The organism is Kitasatospora arboriphila, from assembly GCF_039528095.1.
Lineage (GTDB): Bacteria > Actinomycetota > Actinomycetes > Streptomycetales > Streptomycetaceae > Kitasatospora > Kitasatospora arboriphila.
Map to the genome: position 1 here is coordinate 80,121 of NZ_BAAALD010000005.1, position 26,266 is coordinate 106,386.

Genomic DNA, 26,266 nt, shown 5'->3' on the forward strand with positions numbered 1-26,266 from the left:
CACACCCCCGTTTGGAGCTCGCAGCATGGCGCAGGCACCCACCACCGACCTCCTCGCCCGGGCCCGTGCGTGGCTCGCCGAGGATCCCGACCCGCAGACCCGCGCGGAGCTCACCGAGCTGCTCGCCGCCGCCGAGGGCCCCGACGCCGAGTCCGGGGAGCGGATCGCCTGGTCCCGGCTGGCCGAACGCTTCGCCGGCCGCCTCCAGTTCGGCACCGCGGGCCTGCGTGGCGAACTCGGCGCCGGACCGATGCGGATGAACCGCGCCGTGGTGATCCGCGCCGCCGCCGGCCTCGCCGCGTACGTGCGCAAGAACCCCGGGCTGGGCGACCTCGTGGTGATCGGCTACGACGCCCGGCACAAGTCGTACGACTTCGCCCGGGACACCGCCGCCGCCGTGGTCGGCGCCGGTCTGCGCGCCGCCCTGCTGCCGCGGCCGCTGCCCACCCCGGTGCTCGCCTTCGCGATCCGCCACCTCGGCGCCGCGGCCGGCGTCACCGTGACGGCCAGCCACAACCCGCCGCAGGACAACGGGTACAAGGTCTACCTGGGAGACGGCTCGCAGATCGTGCCGCCCGCGGACGTCGAGATCGCCGCCGAGATCGACGCGATCGGCGCCCTCGCCGACGTCCCGCTCGCCGAGGGCGGCTGGGAGGTGCTCGGCGACGACGTCGTCGAGGCCTACCTCGACCGCGCGGTCACCGTGCTGGACCCGGCCGGCGCCCGCGCGCTGGACGTGGTCTACACGCCGCTGCACGGCGTCGGCCGGGACGTCCTGCTCGCCGCCTTCAAGCAGGCCGGCTTCCCGGCGCCCACCGTCGTCGCCGAGCAGGCCGAGCCCGACCCCGACTTCCCGACCGTGGCCTTCCCCAACCCGGAGGAGCCCGGCGCGATGGACCTGTCCTTCCGGACGGCCGCCGCCGCCGGCCCGGACATCGTCATCGCCAACGACCCGGACGCCGACCGCTGCGCGGTGGCCGTCCCGGACAACGGCGGCTGGCGGATGCTCCGCGGCGACGACGTCGGCGCGCTGCTCGGCTCGGCCCTGGTCGCCAAGCGGGTCGGCGGCACCTTCGCCACCACCATCGTCTCCTCCACCCTGCTCGGCCGGATCGCCGCCGCCGCGGGCCTCGGCTACACCGAGACGCTCACCGGCTTCAAGTGGATCTCCCGCGCCGAGGGCCTGCGCTACGGCTACGAGGAGGCGCTCGGCTACTGCGTCGACCCGGAGGGCGTCCGCGACAAGGACGGCATCACCGCCGCCCTGCTGATCGCCGAGCTCGCCGCGACCCTCAAGCGCTCCGGCCGCACCCTCACCGACCTGCTGGACGACCTGGCGCTGGAGCACGGCCTGCACGCCACCGACCAGCTCTCCGCCCGGGTCGACGACCTCGCGCTGATCGCCGAGGCTATGCACCGGCTGCGCGAGCGGCCGCCGACGGTCCTGGCCGGGCTGCAGGTCACCCGGGCCGACGACCTCACGGCCGGCTCCGCCGACCTGCCGGCCACCGACGGCCTGCGCTACTACCTGGCCGGCGAGGGCGTCCGCTCCGCCCGGATCGTCGTCCGGCCCTCCGGCACGGAACCCAAGCTCAAGTGCTACCTGGAGGTCGTCCTCCCGGTCGCCGACGCCGCCGGACTGGCCGACGCCCGCATGCGGGCCGCCACCCTGCTCGACGGCATCAAGCGCGACCTCGCAACTGCCGCAGGCATCGGCGCCTGACGGCCCGGCGCCGCCCGGCGGACACCCCGCTTCGTCCGCCGGGCGCCGCCACACGCCAACGGGCCCCCGCCGACCTCTCGGGTCGGCGGGGGCCCGTGCGTCCGTACGACGCGGGCGTCAGCCTGCGACGATCAGGGTGATCAGCGCGATCAGGCCGGCCACGGTCGGCACGATCACCCACCAGCACCAGCTGACGGTCACCTCGCCCTTGGCCTCGGGCCGGCCGGCGCACCGCTCGGCCAGCTCCTGCAGGTTCCCGACGACCTGGTCGGACCAGGCCCGGGTCGGGTCGTTCTCGCCCGGCCGCAGCGGCGCCGACGGCGTGCCGTCCTTGGCGACCCGCATCGCCCGGCGGCTCGCCGCCTTCCGCTGGCGGATCGACACCGGCACCGCCCAGACCTGGTACTTGTGCCCGCCGGCGAACAGCTCGACCGAGTACCCCGACCGCAGCCCCTCCACCTGCGACCACGGCGCGTGGACGCTGCGCAGCGGGTTGCGGACGAGCAGCCGGCGCTCGTTGGCGTACACCGCGGGGCGCAGCGTGTAGGCGATCACCGGGAAGACGAAGACCGGCGCGGCGGCGAGCGCCACCCAGGGCGTGCGGCCGGTGCCGGAGATCACGGCGTCGCCGATCAGCCAGGCGGCCACGGCGAGCAGCAGGACACCGGAGATGATGCCCGGGCCGGAGCGGTAGACGCGGTCGGCGTACTGCGGCTCCTCGGGGGCGGCGGGACCCGGGTGGGGCGTGCCGTCGGATTCGGTCATGGGGACGATTCTGCCGCATGGGACCCGTCCGCCCCAGGGACCCCGGCCGCCGGATTCCCCCGGGTCACGGCGGGCGCCGCCGGACCGGGGCCGGTCCGGCGGCGCGGCGCGGCGTGCGTCCGCCGCGCCGGGTCAGGGGGTGCGGCGGCGGAGGGTGGCCGCGCCGAGGCCGAGGGCCAGCAGCGCGCAGCCGGCGATCACCGCGAGGTCCGTGACCACCTCGCTGCCGACACCGCTGTGCACGGTGAGCCGGCCCATCGCGTCGACCGCGTACGAGAGCGGCATCACGTCGGAGGCCCAGCGCAGCACGTCCGCCATCTGCTCGCGGGGCACGAACAGGCCGCAGAGCAGGAACTGCGGCAGCAGCACGGCGGGCAGGAACTGCACGGCCTGGAACTCGGTGGCGGCGAACGCGGAGACCAGCAGGCCGAGTGCCATGCCGAGCAGGCCGTCGCCGACCGCGACGGCGAACAGCAGCCAGGTCGGACCGGCGACGTCGAGGCCGAGCAGGCCGATGGTCAGCGCGGAGGCGAGCGCCGCCTGGACGAGGGCGACCAGGCCGAAGGCGAGGGCGTAGCCGAGCAGCAGGTCCAGCTTGCCGAGCGGCATGGTGAGCAGCCGCTCCAGGGTGCCGGAGGTGCGCTCGCGCAGCATGGCGACCGAGGTGACCAGGAACATCACCAGCAGCGGGAAGACCCCGAGCAGGGCCGGTCCGATCCGGTCGAAGGTGTCCGGCTGCCCGTCGTACATGTAGCGCAGCAGGGTCAGCAGGACGCAGGGGACGACGAGCAGCATCGCGAGGGTGCGCGGGTCGTGGCGCAGCTGAGCGAGGACGCGGCGGGCGGTGGCGAGGGTGCGCCGGGTGTTCATCGGCCGGTCTCCACGGTGTCGGCGGTGCGGGGGGTGTCCTCGACCAGGCGGAGGAAGGCGCTGTCGATGTCGGCCGCCCCGGTGGCGGCGAGCAGGGCGGCGGGGGTGTCGTGGGCGAGCAGCCGGCCGTCGCGCATCAGCAGCAGGCGGTCGCAGCGGGTGGCCTCGTCCATGACGTGGCTGGAGACCAGCAGGGTGGCGCCCTCCTCGGCGAGGCCGCGGAAGAGCTGCCAGAGGTCCTGGCGCAGCACCGGGTCGAGGCCGACGGTGGGCTCGTCCAGGACGAGGAGCTCCGGGGCGCCGAGCAGGGCCGCGGCGAGCGAGACGCGGGCGCGCTGGCCGCCGGAGAGCCTCCCGGCGGGGTCGTTCTCGTGGCCGGTCAGGCCGACCTGGCGGATCACCCGGTCCGGGTCGCCCTTCGGTGCGCCGAGGACGGCGGCGAAGTAGGCGAGGTTCTCGGTGACGGTGAGGTCGGCGTAGACGGAGGGCGCCTGGGTGACGTAGCCGACGCGGTGGCGCAGCGCGGCGTCCCCGGCCGGGCGGCCGAGCACCTCGACGGTGCCGCCGGCGGTGCGCTGCACGCCGACGACCGAGCGGAGCAGGGTGGTCTTGCCGCACCCGCTGGGGCCGAGCAGTCCGGTGACCGATCCGCGCGGGATCTCCAGGTCGAGGCCGTGCAGGACGGGGCGGCCGCCGCGGACCACGGTGAGGCCGGCGGTCCGGATCGCGGGGCCGGGCCCCGCCTCAGAATTCATCATGCGATGAGTTTTGCGTTCCACACCCCGGCCGTCAAGAGACCCGGCACGACGGCTCGGGGTGCCGCACGGTGTCGCTCGGGATGTCGCTCGGGATGTCGCGCGGTGGACCGGGGCGGCCCGGGGCGGCCCGGGCATGGACAACGGGCCCGCCGACCAGCAGGGTGGGCGCGTGACCGCACCGGACGCCCCCGCCCCGCCCTCCGACGACACCGCCGCCGCCGACCCCACCGACGCCGCCCTGCCGACCGGGACCGACCGGGAGGCCCCCGGCACCGTGCGGGGGCTGCCGCTGCCGCAACTGCTGCTCGACCTGATCGCCGACGGCCGCTGGCGACACCCGGGCGACGAAGCACTCGCGGCCGCCCTGCCCTGGTTCGCCGACCCGGTGGAGCTGCTGCCCGACGTGGCGGCGGTGCGGCGCCAGTCCGCCTCGCTCGACGACCTCTCGGGCGAGGACCTCGGCCCGCTCTTCCGGCAGGCCCGCGGCAGCACCGCCGCCGACCCGGTCGAACTGCCGTGGCTGGACGCCGAACGGGCCGTACTCATCGCGGTCGCCCGCACCGCCGGGGACGACACCGCCCTCGCCCTCGACTACCGCACCGACCCGGCCGACCCCCGGGTGGTGGGCAGCGACATCTGGACCAACCCCCGCGAATACACCTGGCGGGTCGCCGCCCCCACCTTCACCGCCTTCGCCACCACCCTCGGCCTCCTGCAGCCGTAAAAGGAGGAGGCACCCCAGGGGCGCTGGGGGCACCACCCTCGGCCTCCTGGAGCCGTAGAAAACCCCAGGGGGCGCGGGGAACTGCGCAACTCGGATACGGCTCACTGGCGAATCAGGGGCACCCCGATGCCGTCACGACGCCCGCTCCCGGACTGCGCAGTTCCGCCCCAGCCTTCGGCCGGGAGGTGCCCCAGCACCCCTGGCCTGCCTGCCCCCTCGGAGAGGAAGGCCTCAGGTCTCGACGAGGTACCCCTGCACCGCGCGGGCCAGCAGCGGCAGCAGGTCCTCGCCCGGGGCGGAGGCCAGCGGTTCGACGGCGATCACGTAGCGGGCCATGGCGAGGCCGAGGATCTGCGACATCACCAGTTCGACGCGGAGTTCCGGCTGCGGCACGTCGAGGCCGACGGCGACCCGGGAGACCACCTCGGTGACCATGAAGCCGCGCATCAGCGCGGCGACCTCCTCGGAGGCGGCGGCCGTCCGCAGGACGGCGAGCAGCCGGTCGCGGACGGTCGGCTGTTCCCACAGGGCGAGGACGAACCGGGCGACGCGGTCGCCGACCTGCGCGCGGTCGCCGGCCAGTACCTGGTCGACGATCAGCCGCGGGTCGACGGGGAATTCCAGGGCGGCCAGGAAGAGCTTGTCCTTGCTGCCGAAGTAGTGGTGCAGCAGGGCGGCGTCGACGCCGGCGGCCCGGGCGATCGCCCGCATGCTCGCCTTCTGATAGCCGAGGGCGGCGAACTCGGCCCGGGCGGCCTCCAGCACCGTCCGCCGGGTGTCCGCGCCGCCGGGGCGCCGGCCGGTCTTCTTGCGGGGTGCGGGCTGTTCGGCTGCGGAGGTCACCAGGGCATTCTTCCCGGCCCTCGGGGGCGTCCGGGGGCGGTGGGGCGCCACATCTCGGTCCGGCATCGAAAACAGCCCCTCCCTAGCGGATCGCTACGCGCGTAGATATGCTGGTCTGGTGACTATGTCCACTCTTGCAGCCCACGCCCCCGGCGCTGCGGGCAGCGGCCTCGCGGACGTCGCGGCGTCCGAGGCCTCGCTCCGCCGCTTCCTGCACGGCCTGCCCGGCGTCGACCAGGTCGGCCTGGAGGCTCGCGCCGCCACCCTCGGCACCCGTTCGATCAAGACCACGGCGAAGGCGTACGCCATCGACCTGGCGATCTCGATGATCGACCTGACCACGCTGGAAGGCGCGGACACGGTCGGCAAGGTGCGCTCGCTGTGCACCAAGGGCCGGAACCCCGACCCGTCCGACCCGACGGCTCCGCGGGTCGCGGCGATCTGCGTCTACCCGGACATGGTCGCCACCGCCAAGGAGGCGCTGCGCGGCACCGACATCCAGGTCGCCTCGGTCGCCACCGCCTTCCCGGCCGGCCGCGCGGCCCTGCCGGTGAAGCTCGCCGACACGGTGGACGCGGTCGCCGCCGGCGCCGACGAGATCGACATGGTGATCGACCGCGGCGCCTTCCTGTCCGGGCGCTACCTGGACGTCTTCAACGAGATCACCGCGGTCAAGGAGGCCTGCCGGCGTCCCGACGGCACCTCCGCCCACCTCAAGGTGATCTTCGAGACCGGCGAGCTGCAGACGTACGACAACGTCCGCCGCGCCTCCTGGCTGGCGATGCTGGCCGGCGCGGACTTCATCAAGACGTCCACCGGCAAGGTCGCGGTGAACGCCACTCCCCCGGTGACCCTGCTGATGCTGGAGGCGGTCCGCGACTTCCGCGCCGCGACCGGCGTGCAGATCGGCGTGAAGCCGGCCGGCGGCATCAAGACCACCAAGGACGCCATGAAGTACCTGGTGATGGTCAACGAGACGCTGGGCGACGACTGGCTGAGCCCGCACTGGTTCCGCTTCGGCGCCTCCAGCCTGCTCAACGACCTGCTGATGCAGCGCCAGAAGCTGACCACCGGACGGTACTCCGGCCCTGACTACGTGACGGTGGACTGAGACAGATGGCCAAGAACACCAAGAAGACCGACGCGCCCGTGGCGCAGGCCCCCCGCGGCGGCCTCTTCACCTACGCCCCCGCCCCGGAGTCCCCGGCCGCGGCCGGCGACATCGCGACCTCCTACGGCCACTTCATCGGCGGCGAGTTCGTCGACTCCTCCGGCAGCGAGGCGCTGAAGACCGTCAACCCGGCCACCGAGCAGGTGCTGGCGGAGTTCGCGCAGGGCACCGGGGAGGACGTCGACCGCGCGGTCGCCGCCGCCCGCAAGGCCTTCGCCGACTGGTCGGCGCTGCCGGGCAGCGAGCGCGCCAAGTACCTGTTCCGGATCGCCCGGATCGTCCAGGAGCGCTCCCGCGAGCTGGCCGTGCTGGAGTCGATCGACAACGGCAAGCCGATCCGCGAGACCCGCGACTTCGACGTGCCGATGGTCGCCGCGTGGTTCTTCTACTACGCGGGCTGGGCGGACAAGCTGGACTACGCGGGCTACGGCCCCAACCCGCGGCCGGTCGGCGTCGCCGCACAGGTCATCCCGTGGAACTTCCCGCTGATGATGCTGGCGTGGAAGATCGCCCCGGCGCTGGCCACCGGCAACACGGTCGTCCTCAAGCCGGCCGAGACCACCCCGCTGACCGCGCTGCGCTTCGCCGAGATCTGCCGCCAGGCGGGCCTGCCGAAGGGCGTCGTCAACATCGTCACCGGCGACGGCCGCACCGGCGCCGCGCTGACCGCCCACCCGGACGTGGACAAGGTCGCCTTCACCGGCTCCACCCCGGTCGGCCGCTCGATCGCCCGGCAGCTGGCCGGCACCCGCACCAAGCTCTCGCTGGAGCTCGGCGGCAAGGCCGCGAACATCGTCTTCGACGACGCGCCGATCGACCAGGCCGTCGAGGGCATCGTCAACGGCATCTTCTTCAACCAGGGCCACGTCTGCTGCGCGGGCTCCCGGCTGCTCGTCCAGGAGTCGGTCCAGGACGAGTTCCTGGAGGCGCTCAAGCGCCGGATGTCGACCCTGCGGGTCGGCGACCCGCTGGACAAGAACACCGACATCGGCGCCATCAACTCCTCGGCGCAGCTGTCCCGGATCACCGAGCTGACCGACGCCGGCGAGGCCGAGGGCGCCGAGCGCTGGTCGCCCTCCTGCGACCTGCCGGGCACCGGCTACTGGTTCCGCCCGACCCTGTTCACCGGCGTCTCGCAGGCCCACCGGATCGCCCGTGAGGAGATCTTCGGCCCGGTGCTGTCGGTGCTGACCTTCCGCACCCCCGCCGAGGCGGTCGAGAAGGCCAACAACACCCCGTACGGCCTCTCCGCCGGCATCTGGACGGAGAAGGGCTCGCGCATCCTGTGGACGGCGAGCCGGCTCAAGGCCGGTGTGGTCTGGGCCAACACCTTCAACAAGTTCGACCCGGCCTCGCCGTTCGGCGGCTACAAGGAGTCGGGTTACGGCCGCGAGGGTGGCCGACACGGTCTGGAGGCCTACCTCGATGTCTGATCTGGCACTGCGTCTTGACGTCCTCAAGACCTACAAGCTGTACGTCGGCGGGAAGTTCCCGCGGTCCGAGAGCGGGCGGGTGTACGAGGTGACCGACTCCAAGGGCCAGTGGCTCGGCAACGCCCCGCTCGGCACCCGCAAGGACACCCGGGACGCCGTCGTGGCCGCGCGCGCCGCGGTCAAGGGCTGGTCCGGCACCACCGCGTACAACCGCGGCCAGGTGCTGTACCGGGTCGCCGAGATGCTGCAGGGCCGCCGCGAGCAGTTCGCCGCCGAGGTCGCCGCCGCCGAGGGCCTGGGCGTCAAGAAGGCCGCCTCGCTGGTGGACGCCGCGATCGACCGCTGGGTCTGGTACGCGGGCTGGACGGACAAGGTCGCCCAGGTCGCCGGCAACGCCAACCCGGTCGCCGGCCCGTACTTCAACCTGTCGACGCCCGAACCGACCGGTGTGGTCGGCGTGCTGGCGCCGCAGGCCGGCCACGGCTTCTCCTTCCTCGGCCTGGTGTCGGTGATCGCCCCGGTGATCGCCACCGGCAACACCGCCGTGGTCGCGGCCGCCGCCGAGGCGCCGCTGCCGGCGCTGTCGCTGGGCGAGGTGCTCGCCACCTCCGACCTGCCCGGCGGTGTGGTCAACGTGCTGTCCGGCCGCACGGCCGACATCGCCCCCACGCTGGCGTCCCACCAGGACGTCAACGGTCTCGACCTGACCGGCGCGGTGCACCAGGACGGTCCGGGCTCGCCCGCCGCCCTGGAGGCCGCCGCCGCCGAGACCCTCAAGCGCGTCCTGCGGCCGGCCGCCGACCCGGCCGCCGCGGACTGGACCCAGCAGCCGGGCACCAAGCGGCTGACCTCCTTCCTGGAGACCAAGACGGTCTGGCACCCGATGGGCATCTGACCACCGGGCCGCGACGAAAGTGGGATCCGCACCCTCCCGACCGGGGGTGCGGGTCCCACTTTCGTCGTTGCGGGTTCCGGCCGGTCGGCGGGCAACTGGCCGGGCCCCTCCGCGAGTCCAACCGGGCAGGAACGACCGGAAGGACGAAACGATGTGGGAGTTGGCCGCCGACCTGGCGGTTCTGTTCGGGGACGGGCCGCTGCGGGCGCTGCGCGCACGGCGGGCGCGCCGGCGGCTGATGGCCGGCCTGCCGACCCGCATCCCGTGCTCGGTGCGCTCCGAGCGCCCGGGCTGGCCGGCCGCGTTCGAGAACGGGAGCCTGCTGTTCACCCCGGGCCGGCCCACCGCCGCCTTCGGCTCCCGCCGGCACCCGTGGCTGGAGTTCGGGCTCGGCGGTGAGCACCGCGACCCGGAGCCGGCGGACTGGTTCGACCAGGACTGGGCGGCCACCGGCTACCTGCCGCCGGACGGCGGCGCGGCGGTGTTCGTCCAGGTGCACAGCCGTTACCTGGTGACCACCCGGCTCGCCCTGGGCGGCCCGGTGGACGGGTCGGTCTGACGGCGCCCCCCGGAGGTCCGTGTGAGATTGGCCCGGGGGCGTCCCGGCGGTACCGGTGAACGCCGGTGATGCGTCAGACTGGTGTCCCGTGAGTGACACCCCGCTGAACCCGGCGCCGATCCAGCGCGCCCGCGTCATCCTGCTGTCGGGACCCTCCGGATCGGGGAAGTCCTCCCTCGCCGAGCGCACCGGCCTGCCCGTGCTCCAGCTCGACGACTTCTACAAGGACGGCGACGACCCGACGCTGCCGCAGCTGCCGGACGACGGCGGCACGGACTGGGACTCGCCCGCCTCCTGGCACGCCGAGCAGGCGATGGCGGTGATCCGGGCGCTGGTCGAGGACGGCCGTGCGGACGTCCCGGTGTACTCGATCCCGGACAACGGCCGGGTGGGGGTCCGCCCGTTCGACCTAGGCGGCGCGGCCGCGTTCGTCGCGGAGGGCATCTTCGCCGCCGAGCTGGTCGGCCGCTGCGAGGCCGAGGGGCTGCTCGGCGACGCGCTGTGCCTGCGCAACCGCCCGTCCACCACGGCCTGGCGGCGCTTCCGCCGGGACGTCCGCGAGGGCCGCAAGTCGGTGCCCTACCTGCTGCGGCGCGGCTGGCGGCTGATGCGTGCCGAGCGCGGCATCGTGTCCCGCCAGACCGCCCTCGGCGCGCACGCCTGCGCCGGCCCGGAGGCCGAGCGGCGGGTGCGTGCGGTGGCGGACGTCCGGCCGGTCCGCGTCGCGGCCTGACCGGGCGCCCGGGGAGCCGCACCGGTCAGGGCGCCGTACCGGTGAGCACCGGCCCGGCCTCGGCCCGGTCGGCCTGCTGCAGCGCGGAGTGGTGCCGGCTGTAGCCGAGGTAGACGGCCACGGCCAGGGCCAGCCACACCGCGAACAGCAGCCAGGTGTCCGCCGGCAGCCCGTACAGCAGGTAGCCGCAGAAAGCGACGGACAGCAGGGGCACCACCGGGTGGCCGGGCACCCGGAAGCCGCGCTCCAGGTCGGGGGCGGTGCGCCGGAGGATCAGCACGCCCAGGGAGACCACGGCGAAGGCGACCAGGGTGCCCAGACTGGTCAGGTCGGCGAGGACGTCCAGCGGGACGACGGCGGCGAGCACCGCGACCAGGGCGCCGACGACGGCGGTGCCGGCGACCGGGGTGCCGCTGCGCGGGCCGACCCGCCGGAACAGCTCCGGCAGCATGCCGTCCCGGCTCATCGTGTACAGGATCCGGGTCTGCCCGTAGAGGACCACGAGGACGACGCTGACGATGGAGAGCACGGCGCCGGCCGAGAGCAGCAGCCCGGGCCAGCCCGCCCCGGTCACCCGGGTGAGGATCGCCGACAGGCCGGCCTCCTGCCCGCCGAAGGCCGTCCACGGCTGGGCGCCGACACCGACCAGGGCGACCAGCACGTACACGGCGGTGACCACCAGCAGCGCGCCGACGATCGCCAGCGGCAGCGTGCGGCGGGGGTTCTTCACCTCCTCGCCGGCGGTGGAGACGGCGTCCAGGCCGATGAAGGAGAAGAACACCGTGGAGGCGGCGGCGCCGATCCCGGCCGTGCCCATCGGCGCGAACGGGTGCAGGTTGGCGGCGTGGAACCCGGTCGCGCCGACCACCACGAAGAGCGCCAGCACGGCCAGCTTGACCAGCACCATCACGGTGTTGACCAGCGCGGACTGCTTCGCCCCGCGGACCAGCAGCAGGCAGCAGAGCAGCACCAGGACGGCGCCGGGCAGGTTGACCCAGCCGCCGGCGCCGGGCGGGGCCGCGATCGCCTGCGGCAGCTGGAAGCCGAACAGCCGCTCGGTGAGGTCGTTGAGGTACTGGCCCCAGCTCACCGCGATCGCCGCGCCGGAGACGGCGTACTCCAGCAGCAGGCACCAGCCGACCGCGTAGCCGGCGAACTCGCCCAGGGTGGCGTAGGCGTAGGAGTACGAGGAGCCGGAGACCGGCACGGCGGAGGCGAGTTCGGCGTAGCACAAGGCGGTGAGGGCGGCGGTGACGGCGCCGATCACGAAGGAGAGCACGACGGCCGGGCCGGCCTCCGGCACCGCCGAGTCCAGGGTGAAGAAGATCCCGGTGCCGATGGTGGCCCCGATGCCGATCATGGTGAGCTGGAACAGGCCGACGGTGCGGCGCAGTTCGCCGCCGCCCTGGAGGGCACCGACCGGCTTGCGTCTGAGGAGTTGCCGGCGGAGCGTCACGTCCGATGCCATGGTGGACCTCTCGTACGGGGGTGGGGGGTCGGGTCAGTCCAGGTCGCGGCGGAGTAGGTCGCCGTACGTCTCCCGGCGCACCACGGCGCGGTGGCGGCCGTCGCGGCAGAAGACGACCGGGGGCCGGCGGGCGCCGTTGTAGTTGTTGCCGAGCGCGTAGGTGTACGCGCCGGTGACGGGGACGGCGATCAGGTCGCCGGGGCGGGGGTCGCGCAGCGGGACGCCCGCACTGAGCACGTCGCCGGACTCGCAGTGCCGGCCGACCAGCCGGACGGGCCCGCCGCCGCCCACCCGGGTGGCCACGGTGGCCTCGAACCGCTGCTGGTAGAGCGAGACTTCGAGGTTGTCGCCCATGCCGCCGTCGACCGCGACGAAGGTCGGGCGGCCGTGCTTGACGGTGACCACCCGGTAGAGCGAGACGCCTGCCTCGGCGGTCATCGAGCGGCCGGGCTCGATCAGGATGCGGGCGGCAGCGGGCAGGGTGCCGCGGGCGCTGTCGACGAGGGCGTCGAGGTACTCGTCCACGCTCGGCGGGCTGTCCCGGTACGTGTAGCGGGCGCCGAGGCCGCCGCCGAGGTCGTAGACGTCGAACGTGCCGAGCCCGGCGACCGCCTCGACGGCCTGCTCGAACGGCTTGGTGTCCATGATCTGCGAGCCGACGTGCACGTGGACGCCGTCCAGGCGCAACCGGTCGCTGCCACGCAGCCGGGCGATCGCCTCGCGGGCCTCGGGCAGCAGCAGCCCGAACTTGGAGCCGGCCTGGCCGGTGGAGACGGCCTCGTGGGTGTCCGGGCGGATGTCGGGGGTGACCCGGACGAGGACGCCCTGCTCGCGGCCGGGCCGTTCGGCGAGGATCAGCTCCAGACGGTCGATGTCGTCGAAGTTGTCGACCACGATCAGCCCGGCACCGGCGTCGACGGCCATCCGCAGTTCCTCGGAGGTCTTGGCGTTGCCGTGCACGACCAGGCCGGCCGGGTCGGCTCCGCCGGCCACGGCGAGGGTCAGTTCGCCGCCGCTCGCCACGTCGATGCCGAGGCCCTCCTCGGTGAGGGCCCGGTAGACGGCGGTGCACGGGAAGGCCTTGGAGGCGAAGGTGACCCGGGAGTTCGGCCAGCGGGCGGCGAGGCCGTCGGCGTACGCGCGGGCCCGGGCGCGCAGGGCGCCCTCGTCCACGATCAGCGCCGGGGTGCCGTACGTCTCCGCGAGTTCGGCCACCGGACAGCCGGCGATCACCAGGGCGCCGTCGTCGTCGAGTTCGGTGCCGGGCGGGAAAAGGCCGATCAGCTGGTCCTGCATGGTGCCCCTTCCGGGGGTGGGCTGCGGTGCACAGCCATCGTGGCGGCGGCCCGGGCGGACGTCTTTGGCGCAATCGCCTAGGGTCGGGACATGGATGATGCGCAATCGCCAATGGAGGGCACGAGCGAGGAGCTGTTCGCGCTGGCCAACGCCATCGCCGCAGTGACCGGCGGATCGGTGGCGGTCGAGGATCTGGACCGGCGGGTGCTCGCCTACTCCGCGCTGCCCGACCAGCGGATCGACGAGCTCCGGCGGCGCGGCATCCTGGAGCGCCGGGTGCCGGACCAGGCCGAGCAGCCGGCCCAGTACCGGGAGGTGCTGGCCGCGCCCGGCGTGATGCGGCTGCCGACCCTCGCCGAGGACGAGCTGCCCCGGGCTGCCGTGGCGATCCGGGCGGGCGACCTGCCGCTCGGCACCATCTGGGCGATCGAGGGCCCGGACGGCCTGGACCCGGCCGGCGAGCGGGCGATGCGCGACGGCGCCCGGCTGGCCGCGCTGCACATCCTGCGCCGCCGCAGCGCACAGGAACTGGAACTGCGGGCGCGGGAGGACGGACTGCGCGACGCACTGCACGGCGGCGGGCGCACCGCGGACCTGCGGTACGCGCTGGGGCTGCCGGAACGGCCGCGGCTGGTGCTGGTCGGGCTGACCCCGCTGCGGCTGCCGGCCGACGAACCGCCCTCGGTGGTGCGGCTCGCCGCGGCGGCGGCGCGGCACTGGGCAGCCGTGCACGGGGAGGCGGCGGTGGCCGCCGTCGGCCGGACGGTCTACGTGCTGCTCGCCGAGGTCGGACCGGCGGCCGCGCGCCGGCTGGCGGAGCAGGCGGTGGCGGCGCTCGGGCCGAGCGGCGGCGGGCTGGTGCGGGCCGCCGTGAGCCGGCCGGCGGAGGATCTGGAGGCGGTGCCGGCGCTCCGGGCCGAGGTGGACGACGTACTGCGGGTGATCTCCGCGGATCCCGGGTGCGCCGCGGTCGCCGGCCTGACCGACGTCCACGCCCGGGTGCTGCTGGCCAAGGTCGCCGACGAGCTGGCCCGGCGCCCGGAGCTGCGGCACCCGGCGGTGGAGGCGATGCTGGCGCACGACCGGGAGCACCGCACGGAGTACGCCCGGTCGGTGGCGGCGTGGCTGGACGCCGTGGGCTCGGTGGCGACCGCGGCGGAGCGGGTCGGCGTACATCCGAACACGCTGAAGTACCGGCTGCGGCGGGCCGGGCAACTGTTCGGCCTGGACCTGGAGCACCCGGACGACCGGCTGTCGGCCTGGCTCCAGCTGCGGCTGGCGCTCTGAGCGTGCCCGGGCGGACGCACAGGAGCCCGGTGCCTCTCCCCGGCACCGGGCTCCTGCTGTTGCGGGGCTGCGGGCTTCCCCCGTCGGCGGCCACTCCCCCGAGTAGGCCATCCGCGCTTCCGCGACCCCTTCACCCGTCCCCCGACGGGAGTCCTGTGGTGTGCGGTCAGGCGACCAGCTCGCCGAAGGCGTGCACGGTGTCGCCCGTCCGGTTGAGCTGCTCGTCGTCGCGCAGCCGGCGCAGCGCGCGCCAGATGCTGCTCTTGACGGTGCCGACGCTGATGCCGAGGATGTCGGCGATCTCCGGGTCGGTGCGGCCCTCGTAGTAGCGGAGCACCAGCATGGTCCGCTGGTTCTCCGGCAGCTTGGCCAGCGCCTGCCAGAGCACGGTGCGCAGCTCGGTGCCGCCCATCGCGTCGGTGTCGCCGGCCGTCTCCGGCAGCTCCTCGGTCGGGTACTCGTTGACCTTGCGGCGCCGCCAGGCGGAGATGTGCAGGTTGGTCATGGTGCGGCGGAGGTAGCCCCCGACCGCGGCCTTGTCGGCGATCCGGTCCCAGGCGCGGTAGGTGCTGAAGAGCGCGCTCTGCAGCAGGTCCTCGGCCTCGTAGCGGTCACCGGTGAGGTGGTACGCGGTGGCGTACAGGGAGGCGCGGCGCTCGCGCACGTATGCGGTGAACTCCGCGATGCGGTCCGCCGCCTCGGGCGAGCACTCCCCCTGCGCGCCTCCCTGTCGACCGTCCTCGGCACCGGCCGCCGCGGGGGTGAGCCGCAGCAGCGTGGTGCCTGCGGCCTGGCGGGCGTCCGGCTCCCCCGAGCCGGTGCCGCGCAGGCCTTCCCCCGTCGGGATGGCCCGACCCTGACCCACCGGGAGGATCCCCCGGAGCGTCATGGTCGAGCTGCTGTCGGCCGCGTTCCCCCGGTGGCCGATCCCGTACAGCTCCCCCCCGTGCCCGCCGCCGTTGGGGCGGTGGGCTCCGGTGCGGTGTGCGCACCCCCGTACGATCACGGCACCGGAAGTCTCGTCGGTCCGCACCTCGTACCTGGTCCGCGGGTTCGCGGTCGAACGCGCTGCGCGGACGGCCGCGTTGCGGGTCAGAAGCGTTGCGTTCATCGTGCGCCCCCATGGTCGGTACGTGCGGTTCCCCGTCGCCGTTCCTCCCGGTTCTCACCCGGTCGTTCCCGGCGACAAGGAAAATCCTGCCCGCCCGTCGTCATGGCGGTGTCCGCCGACTGTCACAGGGCTGTCACAGCGCCCGGGGCGTCCGGGCACACCGCTGTCACACCCGCCCGGACGCCCGAACCGGCGCCTCCGGTTCCCGCGACCGTTCAGCAACCACCCGGGTGGGTGATCTGTGGCCCCGGGTGGGCCAGAATGAGCCCGTGCCTTTCCTGCTTCTGATCGAGGACGACGACGCCATCCGGACCGGCCTCGAACTCGCCCTCACCCGCCAGGGCCACCGCGTGGCCACCGCTGCCTCGGGCGAGGACGGCCTGAAGCTGTTCAAGGAGCAGCGTCCGGACCTCATCGTCCTGGACGTCATGCTGCCCGGCATCGACGGCTTCGAGGTGTGCCGTCGCATCCGCCGGACCGACCAGCTGCCGATCATCCTGCTCACCGCGCGCTCCGACGACATCGACGTGGTGGTGGGCCTGGAGTCCGGCGCCGACGACTACGTCGTCAAGCCGGTCCAGCCGCGCGTCCTGGACGCCCGGATCCGGGCCGTGCTGCGCCGGGGAGAACGCGAGTCCTCGGACTCCTCCACCTACGGCAGCCTGGTCATCGACCGCTCGGCGATGACCGTCACCAAGGACGGCCAGGACCTGCAGCTCACCCCGACCGAGCTGCGGCTGCTGCTGGAGCTGAGCCGCCGGCCCGGCCAGGCGCTGTCCCGGCAGCAGCTGCTGCGGCTGGTGTGGGAGCACGACTACCTGGGCGACTCCCGGCTGGTGGACGCCTGCGTGCAGCGGCTGCGGGCCAAGGTCGAGGACGTGCCGTCCGCGCCGACGCTGATCCGCACCGTGCGCGGGGTCGGCTACCGGCTCGACCCGCCGATGCAGTGACCGCCCCGGCCGACCGCCTGTTCCCGTTCCCGTCTGTGAGACCTGTTGACTGACCCCCAGACCCCGCCGCGCCGCCGCCGTCCCTGGCGGCGGCTGCGCTCGCTCAGGGTCCGCCTGATCGCCGTGTTCGCCGCGGTCGCGCTGATCACCGCGGTGTCGGCGTCCGGCATCGCGTACTGGCTGAACCGCGACGCCGTCCTCAAGCGCGCCCAGGACACCGCGCTGAACGACTTCCGGGTGTCGCTGACCCGGAACGTCTCCGACCTGCCGCTGGAGTCCACCTGCCCGGAACTCGCCTACCTGGCGCAGCAGGTGGCCTCGTCCGGGCTCAACTACGACGTGGTGGTGACCGATCCGGCGCAGCCGGGGTGCGCGGTCTCCACCGACCCGTCGCGGTTCACCCTGCAGGACGTGCCGCAGGCGCTGCAGCGGGCGGTGGCCGCCCAGCGGGAGGTCGGCGCGGGCAACCAGTACCCGTACCACCTGTACTGGCAGCGGGTGAACCTGGGCAACCGGCCGTTCCTGGTCGGCGGGACGAAGGTGGTGCCCTCCGGCCCGACGGCGTACATGTTCAAGTCGCTGGAGGACGAGCGGGCCGATCTCAACACGCTGGGCTGGTCGCTGGCGATCGCCACGCTGCTGGCGCTGATCGGCTCGGCGCTGCTGGCGCAGGCCGCCTCCTCGACCGTGCTGCGGCCGGTGCGCCGGCTCGGCGAGGCCGCCCGGCGGCTCGGCGAGGGCAAGCTGGACACCCGGCTGGAGGTCGAGGGCGGCGACGAACTCGCGGACCTCGCCCGGACGTTCAACCGCACCGCGGAGTCGCTGTCGCACCAGGTCGAGGAGTTGAGCGCCCGCGAGGCGCAGAGCCGCCGCTTCGTGGCCGACATGTCGCACGAACTGCGCACCCCGCTCACCGCGATGACCGCCGTCACCGACATCCTGGAGGACGAGGCGGACTCGCTGGACCCGATGATCGAGCCCGCGGTGCGCCTGGTGGTCAGCGAGACCCGGCGGCTGTCCGACCTGGTGGAGAACCTCATGGAGGTGACCCGCTTCGACGCCGGCACCGCCAAGCTGGTCGCCGACGAGGTGGACATAGCCGACCTGATCATGTCCTGCATCGACGGCCGGGCCTGGTACGACGCCGTCGAGGTGGACGCGCCGCGCGGCATCCGGCTGATGGCCGACCCGCGCCGGCTGGACGTCGTCTTCGCGAACCTGATCGGCAACGCCCTCAAGCACGGCGGCTCTCCCGTCCGGGTCGTCGTCCGGCAGGAGGGCGACCGGGTGGTCGTCGAGGTCCGCGACAGCGGGCCGGGCATCCCCGAGGAGGTGCTGCCGCACGTCTTCGACCGCTTCTACAAGGCCGACAAGGGGCGGGCCCGCTCCGAGGGCAGCGGCCTCGGGCTGTCCATCGCGATGGCCAATGCACAGATCCACGGCGGCACCATCACGGCCGCCAACGGGGAGAGCGGCGCGGTCTTCACCCTGACCCTGCCGCACACCCCACCCAGCCAGGAGGACGCACAGTGAGCGCGGTACGGAGGGCGGCGGCACTGGTCCTGCTGGCCGGAGCCGCCGCCGGCTGCGGCATCCGGCCGACGGCGGTCCCGGTGGACGCCGGGGCGCCCGCCAGCCGCACGGCCTGCCCGAGCCCCGTGCAGGTGCCGCGGGCGGCCACGCCGACGGCGGCCTCGCCGGCCCCGACCGGCGCGCCGTCCGTCGCGGCGAAGAGCCCGGCACCGCTGTTCAGCGTCACGCCGACGCCGAGCGCTTCGGCCTCGCACTGCCCCTGAGCCGCCCGGGCCGGGGCGGTGGAACCGTCCGCGGCCGAGACCGCGTCCACCCGGTTGTGCACCGACATGGCACCACCACCCGCACCGGCGCAGCGGCCGGGGACGACCCGATCGAGGACACCGGGCCGACCGGTCGGACCCAGCCGCCGGAGGCCTGCCGCACGCTGCGGACGACCGCACGGCTCCTGCTGGCCGGCTATGCGGTGCTGCTCGCCTGGCTGGTGCTGACGCCCAACGCGGTGAACTGGACCTACCCGGCCAACCTGACCCCGCTGGCCTCCGTCGACCGGGCGCTCGCGCTCGGCGGCTACGCCGGGGCCCGGCAGCTCGCGGCCGGCATCCTGCCGCTCGCCCCGTTCGGGGTGCTGCTGCCGATCGCGGTCGGCCGGCTGCGCACTCCCGTGCTGCCGTCCTTCCTGCGCACCGTCGGCGGGGCCGCCCTGCTGGCGACCGGGCTGGAGATCCTGAAGAGCTGGACCCCGGGCCACGTACTGAACGTCGACGACATCATCCTCGGCACGGCCGGTGCGGCCGCCTGCCACCTGCTGCTGGTGCCGGCCGCCCGCGCCCTGCTCCGGCTGCGGGCCCGCCGCCGGCGCCGCGCCGCCCTCCCGGCCGCGCAGCCGCACCACCGCACCTACGAACTCGCCTCCCCGGCCTCCCCGCTGGGCCGCCTCACCACCCCGGGCAGCCCCACCGTCCGGTGACACCCGCGCGGCACGGCCGGCGGCCGCGTCCCGGTAACCCCGCTCCCGCGCCGCGGACCCGCCGCCGGCAGAGCCCACGCGGCCGCCCGCGACCCGGCGCCACGCCTTGGTTCCGAACCCGGACGAGCTGCCCCCGCGGGCCCGTGCGAGCGAACTCGGCTGCCACCCAGGCCCGGCAGCACCGTTTCCCCACCGTGGACCTGCCGCCGACGGCGCCCACAGAGCTGTCCGCGACACGGCAACACGTCGGCGCCCGGGCCCGTGCGAGCGGACTCGACTCCGGCCCGGCCCGGTAACGCCGCTCCCGCGCCGCGGACCTGCCGCCGGCGGAGCCCACGCAGCCGCCCGCGACCCGGCAAGCCGTTGCTCATGGGCCGGACGAGCCGCCCCGACGGGCCCGTGCGAGCAGACTCGGTAACACCGTTTCTCCACCGCGGACTTGCCGCCGACACCGCCCACGCAGCCGCCCGCGACCCGGCAAGCCGTTGCTCCCGAGCCCGAATGCGCCTCCCCCACGGGCCCGTCGGCACCGCCGGCCGGCTGTGCGTCTCGGGGGCGGCCCTGAGGGCGACCCTGAGAGCGGCGTCCGCCGCCCCGGTGAGAGGTCAGGGGCGTGGATCACTATCGGGGCTGACGTTTCCGGCGGCCCGGCCGAGCACGATGGACACATGCCCGCCGGACGGACCGGACCGGGCCCGCGACCCGGGAGTCACCCCATGAGCACGCTCGCCCGCCCCCGCCACAACCGCGTCATCGCCGGCGTCTGCGCCGGGCTGGCCAAGCGCTTCGGCCTCGCCCCGTGGACCGTGCGGATCATCTTCCTGCTGTCCTGCCTGCTGCCCGGCCCGCAGTTCCTGATCTACCTGGCGCTCTGGCTGCTGCTCCCGCAGGAGCCGTGAGGCACGGCGAAGGGCCGCCCCCCCCCCCCCCCGGGGGGCCCCCCCCCCCCCGGGCGTCCCGGCCGGTCGCCTCCAGCGACCGCCCGAACAGCGCGTCCACCAGCTCGGACCCGGCGGTGTCGGCCGGCCGGACGGCGGTCAGCGCCTTCTTCACGCACCCCTGGGCCGCCGTGCCCTCCGCCTCGGAGGCCGGCGGCCTCGGCGTGCGCACCGGGGCCGCCGCGGTCGGGCCGTGGAAGCCCTGGACGGCGGCCACCTCGGCCCGCAGGTAGCCGAAGGCCCCGGCCGGCAGCGCCGACGCGTCGGGGACCTCGCCGCCGCTGTCCAGCGCGTCGTCCCCGGTGAACCCCGTCCAGCCGGCCGCGTGCATGCAGTCGGCGGTCAGCGCGCGGACGGCCTGCTCCCGGCGGGCGTTCTGCTCGCGGTCCGACCCGTACGCCGACAGCGGCAGGGCCAGCATCCCCTCGCGCCCCGACGGCGGGGCGGTGGGTGCTCCGAGGGCCGGCGGGGTGAGCGCCGGGGCGGGCGTGCCGTCCCCTCCCGCGCCGCAGCCGACGAGCGCGAGCAGCGCCAGCACCGCCGCGGCGGACCGCCGCCCGGCGGCCGCCCTCACGGTCGTGCCCCGCTCCCCCGGGTGTCTCCCGCGCCGTCGCGTTTGGCCCGGGCCAGCCGGTGCAGCTCGGCCCGCTGGGCCTCCGACAGCTGCCAGGTGTGCGCGAGCAGCCGCAGCGTCGAGATCCGCGGGCAGGAGACCCCGCGTTCCAGATCGCGGATGGACCGCACGCTCATGCCGGACGCCGCACCCAGTTCCTCCTGGGTCATCCCCCGGTCCAGCCGGATGCTGCGCAGCAGTGTCCCCAACCGGTCCTGCGGCGCCCCCGCCCCGAAATCCCCCACCGTACGACTCCTCGTCAGTCGACGCACCCAACCGGACGTCCGGCGGCCGCACTTGTCGCCGCCGGGAGGGTTGCACCGCAAACTAACCGCCGCCGTGGCGGGCGGCAACGCGTTCCGATCCGCCATCGCGTGACATGAATCACTCAAGAATCTGGTTTGTCCGTACCGACCGGTCGTTCTGCCGTTCAACGTCCTGACAACCACCTGGCCCGGCCGACGGGGCGGTTGCCAAACTCCCGTCCGCCACGACCGTCGGCCGGCCCGTCCGGCCCCGCACAGGAACGGTGACCGCAATGACACGCCGATGGAAGCAGGCCGCCCTCACTGCGGCGGCCGCAGCGGCCCTCGTCCTCGCCCTGCCCGCGACCGGGGCCTCGGCGATCAACCGGGTCAGCTGCAACGGACGGACGGACTTCGTCAACATCTACAACTACGGGTGGTCCGGGCACCTGTGCTTCGCCAACGCGGGCTACGCCGACGTGACCATCTACAAGGTCGACAACATCTACTCCGGCAACAACCTGCTGTATTACTACACCAGCGTGAACGGCGGGGTGACCCGCCACCTGGACCCGTGGACCTGGGAGGACGACCACTACTACGACAACGGCGCGGAGGGCACCGTGCGCTGGCTGCAGATCTTCTGACCAGGGCGACCGTTCGGCGGCGGACCGCCCCGCCGCCGCCCGGGAGGCCCTGTGCCCGCGGGCCCGGATGAGGCAGGATGGGACATGGAGGCGGTCTCTCATCGCCGACCACTCCCCGTGCTGTGAGATTGAGGACCCCATGAGCATCGACCCGTCGTCCATCCCGTCGTTCGGCGCGCCCCAGCCGCCGCAGGGCGGCCAGCCCGGCGGCGCCCCGGCCGGCCCTCCGCCGGTGATCGTGCCGGACCAGAACCTGGTCGCCCAGCTGCTCGACCAGATGCAGCTGAAGCACGTCGTCGACGATGACGGTGACCTCACCGCTCCCTGGGAGGGCTTCCGCGTCTACTACATGTTCCGCGGCGACCAGAAGGAGCTCTTCGCGGTCCGCGCCTTCTACGACCGCGCGTACGAGCTGGAGCGCAAGGGCGAGATCCTCGACCTCGTCGACGAGTGGAACCGCGAGACCCTCTGGCCGAAGGTCTACACCCACACCCACGAGGACGGCGTCGTCCGCCTGATCGGCGAGTCCCAGATGATCGTCGGCACCGGTGTGAGCCTGGAGTACTTCGTGACCACCACCGCGAACTGGACCCAGGCCTCGGTCGGCTTCGAGCAGTGGATGATCGAGCGCCTCGGCCTCCAGGGCGACATCGAGGAGGGCGACAAGCCCGAGGACGGCGGCGAGGACGCCTGATCCCGCCAGGTCCGCGGTCGGGCCCGCACTCCGGTACGCCGGGGTGCGGGCCCGACCCGTCCTCCGGCCGTCCTCCGGCCGCCCGCGCGTCGGCCCCGGCGGCCCCTGGGAAGCGCCCGGTCCGGGCACTACGGTGGGCGCAGCCGCCGACGACACCGCTGGAGACCCCATGGAAGCCCGGCCCCTGCTCAACCGCCGCCTGAACGGCCTCGGCACCACGATCTTCGCGGAGATGTCCGCCCTGGCCACGGCGACCGGCTCGATCAACCTCGGGCAGGGCTTCCCCGACACCGACGGGCCCGAGGAGGTCCGTGAGGCGGCGGTCCGGGCCCTGCGCGAGGGCCGCGGCAACCAGTACCCGCCCGGCCCCGGCATCCCCGAGCTGCGCACCGCGGTCGCCGAGCACCAGCAGCGCTTCCACGGCCTCACCTACGACCCGGACACCGAGGTCCTGGTGACCGCCGGCGCCACCGAGGCCATCGCCGCCGCACTGCTGGCCCTGCTGGAACCCGGCGACGAGGTGATCGCCTTCGAGCCCTTCTACGACTCCTACGCCGCCTGCATCGCCATGGCCGGGGCCGTCCGGGTGCCGCTCACCCTGCGCCCGCCGGCCTTCCGGCCGGACCTGGACGAGCTGCGCGCCCTGATCACCCCGCGCACCCGGCTGCTGCTGATCAACACCCCGCACAACCCCACCGGCCTCGTCCTGAACGCCGACGAGCTGCGCGCCATCGCCGAACTCGCGGTCGAGCACGACCTGTTGGTGGTCACCGACGAGGTCTACGAGCACCTGGTGTTCAGCGGCGGGCACCACCCGCTCGCCGCGCTGCCGGGGATGCGCGAGCGCACCGTCTCGATCTCCTCGGCCGGCAAGACCTTCTCCTTCACCGGCTGGAAGGTCGGCTGGGTGACCGGCAGCCCCGAGCTGGTGGCCGCCGTCCGCACCGCCAAGCAGTACCTGACGTACGTTTCGGCCGGCCCCTTCCAGTACGCGGTGGCCGAGGCCCTGCGGCTGCCCGACGAGTACTTCGACGGCTTCCGCGCCGACCTGCTCCGCAAGCGCGACCTGCTCGCCGACGGGCTCGCCGAGGCCGGGTTCCGGGTCTTCGTCCCCGAGGGCACGTACTTCATCACCACCGACATCACCCCGCTCGGCGAGAAGGACGGCGCCGACTTCTGCCGCTCCCTCCCCGAGCGCTGCGGCGTGGTCGCCATCCCCAACGCCGTCTTCTACGACAACACCGACGAGGGCCGCTCCCTCGTCCGCTTCACCTTCTGCAAGCGCGACCAGGTGCTCCGGGAGGCGGTCGAACGGCTGCGCCGCCTCTGAGCGCCGCCTCCGGGGGACCTGGTCCGACGGCCCGGTCCCCGGAGGCCGAACGGGTGAGCGGGTACGCGGGGCGCACCCCCGGCGCGGACGGCGCGTACGCGGGTGCATGGGAACACGGTTCGCAGAGTCGACACCCCGAATGAGCGGGGCGCTCCGGCCGTTCCACCCGGAACGGTGAATGCTGGTCGAGGATGGGTAAATCCCCGACGGACCCGCGGAATTCGTGCTTCTCTGCTGCTGAGTCTCCAGCCGGAATCCTTCCTTCCACGGTCGGCCGCGTCCTGGACCGCACAGCCTCGAACGCCGGCCCGTCGGTGGAGTCGGACGCTGACGGCGGGCGCGTTACGGAGTTCGAAACGCGGAGCGGAGCATGCTCACCACACTGCAGACCTCGTACACGGACACCCGCGCCGGCGACCTCGCCTGGCAGTTGGGCGGCGAGCCGCTGCCCGCGCTGGCCGTGCGGGAGCTGAGCTTCGACGCCCCCGCCGACGGCGCGGCCGGGGTCGGCACGGCCACCCTGCAACTGCGCCTGCTCGGGGCCTCGCACCAGGTCGTGGTGGCCGCCGGACCCGGCGACTGCCTGGAGACCGTGGCCTGCCTGCCCGGCCGCCGCACCCCGCTGCCCGCCCGGGTGGCGGAACGCGTGGCGGGCTGGGAGTACGAGTTCGCGGCCCGGATCGAGGAGTTGCCCGCGCACACCTTCGCCGCCCGGGCCCAGGAACTGCTGGCCCTGGTCGCCGAACACCCGCACGGCCTGGCGGGCATCTTCCCCGGCGACCCCTGCGCCTTCACCGCCCTGGTCGCGCAGTGCGAGGAGCGGCGGGTCCTCTGGCGCACCTGGCACGCCTACCCGCAGGAGGGCCGACTGGTGTGCACCCGCTCCGCCCTGGTGCTGCAGGGCGCCGGCTGGGCGGCCGAGGCCGGGTGATTCACGCGAACGGAGCAGCGCCCGACCGGAACGCCGACGAACCGTCAATTCCATCTGGTGCGGCGTCCTTCCAACGGGTGCCGCCACGGCCGGTGGATGTCGCTAGCGTTTGCGCATGATCAACCGTCCGGCGGATCCACCCGCTCGGCCGGGCCTCGACGGCCGCGCCGAAGCACCCCGCGTCCGGGCCGTCGCCCGGCCGTGGACCGGCGGTGCCGCCCCGCCCGGCGTGCGCGGCCGACTGGCCCGGCCGCTGGTCCTGCTGGCCGCCTTCGTCTGCGCCGCCTGCGGCCTCGTCTACGAACTGGAACTCGTCGCCGTCGGGCAGACCCTGCTCGGCGACTCGGTCACCCAGACCTCCCTGGTGCTGTCGGTGATGGTCTTCGCGATGGGCGTCGGCTCGCTGCTCGCCAAACGGCTGGCCCGCCGCCCCGCCACCGCCTTCGCCCTGGTGGAGTGCGGGCTGGCGCTCACCGGCGGGCTGTCGGTGCTCGCGCTGTACTCCTGCTGGGCCTGGCTGGACGGCCACCGGACGGCCGCCGCCGGCCTGACCGGCACCACCTTCCTGATCGGGGTGCTGATCGGCGCCGAGATCCCGCTGCTGATGACCCTCGTCCAGCGGATCCGCCGGGAACACGCCGGACGGGCGGTCGCCGACCTGTTCGCCGCCGACTACGTCGGTGCGCTGATCGGCGGGCTGGCCTTCCCCTTCCTGCTGCTGCCCGCCCTCGGCCCGGCCGCCGGCGCGCTCGCCACCGGAGCGGTCAACGCGGTGGCCGGCGCGGCCGTGGTGCTGTGGCTGTTCCGCGAGGAGCCGCCGCCGCGGGCCCGGCTGCTGCTCTGGGCCGGCTGCGGACTGGTCCTCGCCGTCCTGGCCTGCGCCGCCGCGTTCACCGGCGCGATCGAGCGCGCCGCCCGACAGGCCCTGTACGGGGCGCAGGTCCGCCTGGCGGTGCCCGGCCGCGACCAGGAGATCGTGCTCGCGGGCGGCCCCGGCACCACCGCACCGCTGGAGCTCTTCGTCGGCGGCCGGCTGGCCGTCTGCGGCCCGGACGAGTACCGGGACAGCGAGGCGCTCGTCCACCCCGCGCTCGCCGGCACGCCCAACGGCCGGGTCCTGGTCCTGGGCGGCGGCGGCCCCGCCGTCCGCGAGGTGCTGCGGCACTCCGCCGTCCGCGAGGTCGTGGTGGTGGAACCGGACGCGGCACTCACCGCCCTCGTCCGCCGCGACCCCGCCCTCGCCGCCCTCACCGGGCACGCCTACGACGACCCCCGGGTGCGGGTGGTGCACGCCGAACCGATCGCCTGGCTGCGCCGCACCGGCCGCCCGCGCTTCGACGTCATCGTCTCCGACCTGCCCGTGCCGCACGGCGACACCGGCCGGGCCGCACACAGCCAGGAGTTCTTCGGGCTGGCGGCCGGACGGCTCGCCCCCGGCGGCCGGCTCGCCGTCCGCGGCGGCGCCGTCGCCCGCGGCCTGTGGACGGCGGAGGCCGGACTGCGCGCCGACGGCCTGCGCACCGTCGCCTACCAGGCCCCGCCCGGCGCACCGCCGTCCTGCCCGCACACCCCCGCGGCCGCGCCCCGCCCGGCCTTCCTGCTGGCCGCCCGCAGCCAACCGGTGCTCTCCCTCGGCCGGGACGCCCCGCCGCCGCGGGCCCTCACCACCGACGGACTCCGGGAGTCCGCCGCGAGACTCGCGGCCCGCCGCCCCGCACGGCTGCCGGCCCCCTACCGGCTGCTCGGCTGAGCCCCCGCCGCCCGCCCGGCCCGCCCGCG

General features: G+C 74.6%; 27 protein-coding genes. 19 read left to right on the forward strand and 8 right to left on the reverse strand.

Going from position 1 to position 26,266, the window contains the following annotated elements; translation table 11 throughout:
* Positions 1-25: 25 nt before the first annotated feature.
* Positions 26-1,723, forward strand: a complete 1,698-nt coding sequence (locus tag ABD353_RS04345; RefSeq protein WP_344622108.1) for a phospho-sugar mutase — start codon at positions 26-28, stop codon at positions 1,721-1,723.
* A gap of 117 nt (positions 1,724-1,840) precedes the next feature.
* On the opposite strand, the gene ABD353_RS04350 is transcribed toward ABD353_RS04345, so the two are convergent.
* From ABD353_RS04350 to ABD353_RS04360, 3 genes are all read right to left on the reverse strand, one after another.
* Entirely contained in the window at positions 1,841-2,488 is a 648-nt protein-coding gene (locus ABD353_RS04350) for a PH domain-containing protein (RefSeq protein ID WP_344622109.1), read from the reverse strand.
* Positions 2,489-2,620: 132 nt separating this feature from the next.
* The gene (locus ABD353_RS04355; protein WP_344622110.1) at positions 2,621-3,358 is read right to left on the reverse strand and encodes an ABC transporter permease; all 738 of its coding nucleotides are present in this window, start codon (positions 3,356-3,358) and stop codon (positions 2,621-2,623) included.
* Positions 3,355-4,116, reverse strand: coding sequence for an ABC transporter ATP-binding protein (locus ABD353_RS04360; RefSeq protein ID WP_344622111.1), 762 nt, complete (start codon positions 4,114-4,116; stop codon positions 3,355-3,357). Before ABD353_RS04360 ends, ABD353_RS04355 begins: the two co-directional genes overlap by 4 nt.
* Positions 4,117-4,285: 169 nt before the next feature.
* On the opposite strand from ABD353_RS04360, the gene ABD353_RS04365 reads away from it, so the two are divergent.
* Positions 4,286-4,840: a hypothetical protein gene (locus tag ABD353_RS04365; protein WP_344622112.1), complete on the forward strand. Its 555-nt coding sequence runs from the start codon at positions 4,286-4,288 to the stop codon at positions 4,838-4,840.
* 231 nt (positions 4,841-5,071) lie between these two features.
* On the opposite strand, the gene ABD353_RS04370 is transcribed toward ABD353_RS04365, so the two are convergent.
* Positions 5,072-5,683, reverse strand: a complete 612-nt coding sequence (locus tag ABD353_RS04370) for a TetR/AcrR family transcriptional regulator (protein ID WP_344622113.1) — start codon at positions 5,681-5,683, stop codon at positions 5,072-5,074.
* A 124-nt stretch (positions 5,684-5,807) separates the two neighbouring features.
* Here ABD353_RS04370 and deoC point away from each other — a divergent pair, with 124 nt between their 5' ends.
* From deoC to ABD353_RS04395, 5 genes are all read left to right on the forward strand, one after another.
* On the forward strand, positions 5,808-6,794 hold the full coding sequence (gene deoC / locus ABD353_RS04375; RefSeq protein WP_344622192.1) for a deoxyribose-phosphate aldolase: 987 nt from the start codon (positions 5,808-5,810) through the stop codon (positions 6,792-6,794).
* A 5-nt stretch (positions 6,795-6,799) separates the two neighbouring features.
* Positions 6,800-8,287 carry an aldehyde dehydrogenase family protein gene (locus ABD353_RS04380; RefSeq protein ID WP_344622114.1) on the forward strand — a complete coding sequence of 496 codons (1,488 nt, stop codon included), beginning with the start codon at positions 6,800-6,802 and terminating at the stop codon, positions 8,285-8,287.
* The gene (locus ABD353_RS04385) at positions 8,280-9,182 is read left to right on the forward strand and encodes an aldehyde dehydrogenase family protein (protein ID WP_344622115.1); all 903 of its coding nucleotides are present in this window, start codon (positions 8,280-8,282) and stop codon (positions 9,180-9,182) included. Before ABD353_RS04380 ends, ABD353_RS04385 begins: the two co-directional genes overlap by 8 nt.
* Before the next feature lie 151 nt (positions 9,183-9,333).
* Entirely contained in the window at positions 9,334-9,741 is a 408-nt protein-coding gene (locus ABD353_RS04390) for a hypothetical protein (protein ID WP_344622116.1), read from the forward strand.
* Between the two features lie 88 nt (positions 9,742-9,829).
* A complete protein-coding gene (locus ABD353_RS04395; protein WP_344622117.1) occupies positions 9,830-10,474 on the forward strand; it encodes an ATP-binding protein in 645 nt (214 codons plus the stop codon).
* Between the two features lie 25 nt (positions 10,475-10,499).
* Here ABD353_RS04395 and ABD353_RS04400 read toward each other — a convergent pair whose 3' ends face one another.
* Both ABD353_RS04400 and lysA read right to left on the reverse strand, forming a co-directional pair.
* Positions 10,500-11,942 (reverse strand): amino acid permease, encoded by a 1,443-nt coding sequence (locus ABD353_RS04400; protein ID WP_344622118.1) that lies wholly within the window; start codon positions 11,940-11,942, stop codon positions 10,500-10,502.
* Positions 11,943-11,975: 33 nt separating this feature from the next.
* Positions 11,976-13,238 (reverse strand): diaminopimelate decarboxylase, encoded by a 1,263-nt coding sequence (gene lysA / locus ABD353_RS04405; RefSeq protein WP_344622119.1) that lies wholly within the window; start codon positions 13,236-13,238, stop codon positions 11,976-11,978.
* A 90-nt stretch (positions 13,239-13,328) separates the two neighbouring features.
* Between lysA and ABD353_RS04410 the strand changes: the two genes are divergently transcribed.
* Positions 13,329-14,525, forward strand: coding sequence for a PucR family transcriptional regulator (locus ABD353_RS04410; RefSeq protein ID WP_344622120.1), 1,197 nt, complete (start codon positions 13,329-13,331; stop codon positions 14,523-14,525).
* A 166-nt stretch (positions 14,526-14,691) separates the two neighbouring features.
* Here the strand turns inward: ABD353_RS04410 and ABD353_RS04415 are convergent, their stop codons facing one another.
* Positions 14,692-15,414: a SigE family RNA polymerase sigma factor gene (locus ABD353_RS04415; protein WP_425555077.1), complete on the reverse strand. Its 723-nt coding sequence runs from the start codon at positions 15,412-15,414 to the stop codon at positions 14,692-14,694.
* A 491-nt stretch (positions 15,415-15,905) separates the two neighbouring features.
* Between ABD353_RS04415 and ABD353_RS04420 the strand changes: the two genes are divergently transcribed.
* The 6 genes from ABD353_RS04420 to ABD353_RS04445 all read left to right on the forward strand — a co-directional run bounded on the left by ABD353_RS04420 (position 15,906) and on the right by ABD353_RS04445 (position 20,260).
* Positions 15,906-16,586 (forward strand): response regulator, encoded by a 681-nt coding sequence (locus ABD353_RS04420; RefSeq protein WP_344622121.1) that lies wholly within the window; start codon positions 15,906-15,908, stop codon positions 16,584-16,586.
* A gap of 45 nt (positions 16,587-16,631) precedes the next feature.
* Positions 16,632-18,119 carry an ATP-binding protein gene (locus ABD353_RS04425; RefSeq protein WP_344622122.1) on the forward strand — a complete coding sequence of 496 codons (1,488 nt, stop codon included), beginning with the start codon at positions 16,632-16,634 and terminating at the stop codon, positions 18,117-18,119.
* Positions 18,116-18,382 (forward strand): hypothetical protein, encoded by a 267-nt coding sequence (locus ABD353_RS04430; protein ID WP_344622123.1) that lies wholly within the window; start codon positions 18,116-18,118, stop codon positions 18,380-18,382. Before ABD353_RS04425 ends, ABD353_RS04430 begins: the two co-directional genes overlap by 4 nt.
* 56 nt (positions 18,383-18,438) lie before the next feature.
* Entirely contained in the window at positions 18,439-19,089 is a 651-nt protein-coding gene (locus ABD353_RS04435) for a VanZ family protein (protein WP_344622124.1), read from the forward strand.
* A gap of 716 nt (positions 19,090-19,805) precedes the next feature.
* A complete protein-coding gene (locus tag ABD353_RS04440) occupies positions 19,806-19,988 on the forward strand; it encodes a PspC domain-containing protein (protein WP_263105051.1) in 183 nt (60 codons plus the stop codon).
* A gap of 116 nt (positions 19,989-20,104) precedes the next feature.
* Positions 20,105-20,260, forward strand: a complete 156-nt coding sequence (locus ABD353_RS04445; RefSeq protein WP_344622125.1) for a hypothetical protein — start codon at positions 20,105-20,107, stop codon at positions 20,258-20,260.
* Positions 20,261-20,597: 337 nt separating this feature from the next.
* Here ABD353_RS04445 and ABD353_RS04450 read toward each other — a convergent pair whose 3' ends face one another.
* Complete coding sequence (locus tag ABD353_RS04450) at positions 20,598-20,885, reverse strand: helix-turn-helix domain-containing protein (RefSeq protein WP_344622126.1); 288 nt, start codon at positions 20,883-20,885, stop codon at positions 20,598-20,600.
* Positions 20,886-21,178: 293 nt separating this feature from the next.
* On the opposite strand from ABD353_RS04450, the gene ABD353_RS04455 reads away from it, so the two are divergent.
* The 5 genes from ABD353_RS04455 (at position 21,179) to ABD353_RS04475 (ending at position 26,237) form a co-directional block, all read left to right on the forward strand.
* The gene (locus ABD353_RS04455; protein WP_344622127.1) at positions 21,179-21,532 is read left to right on the forward strand and encodes a beta/gamma crystallin domain-containing protein; all 354 of its coding nucleotides are present in this window, start codon (positions 21,179-21,181) and stop codon (positions 21,530-21,532) included.
* Between the two features lie 139 nt (positions 21,533-21,671).
* The gene (locus tag ABD353_RS04460) at positions 21,672-22,226 is read left to right on the forward strand and encodes a type III secretion system chaperone family protein (protein ID WP_344622128.1); all 555 of its coding nucleotides are present in this window, start codon (positions 21,672-21,674) and stop codon (positions 22,224-22,226) included.
* A 169-nt stretch (positions 22,227-22,395) separates the two neighbouring features.
* Positions 22,396-23,556, forward strand: coding sequence for a pyridoxal phosphate-dependent aminotransferase (locus tag ABD353_RS04465; protein ID WP_344622129.1), 1,161 nt, complete (start codon positions 22,396-22,398; stop codon positions 23,554-23,556).
* Positions 23,557-23,926: 370 nt separating this feature from the next.
* Positions 23,927-24,487, forward strand: a complete 561-nt coding sequence (locus ABD353_RS04470) for a DUF2617 family protein (RefSeq protein ID WP_344622130.1) — start codon at positions 23,927-23,929, stop codon at positions 24,485-24,487.
* A gap of 115 nt (positions 24,488-24,602) precedes the next feature.
* On the forward strand, positions 24,603-26,237 hold the full coding sequence (locus ABD353_RS04475; RefSeq protein WP_344622131.1) for a spermine/spermidine synthase domain-containing protein: 1,635 nt from the start codon (positions 24,603-24,605) through the stop codon (positions 26,235-26,237).
* The last annotated feature ends 29 nt before the right edge of the window (positions 26,238-26,266 follow it).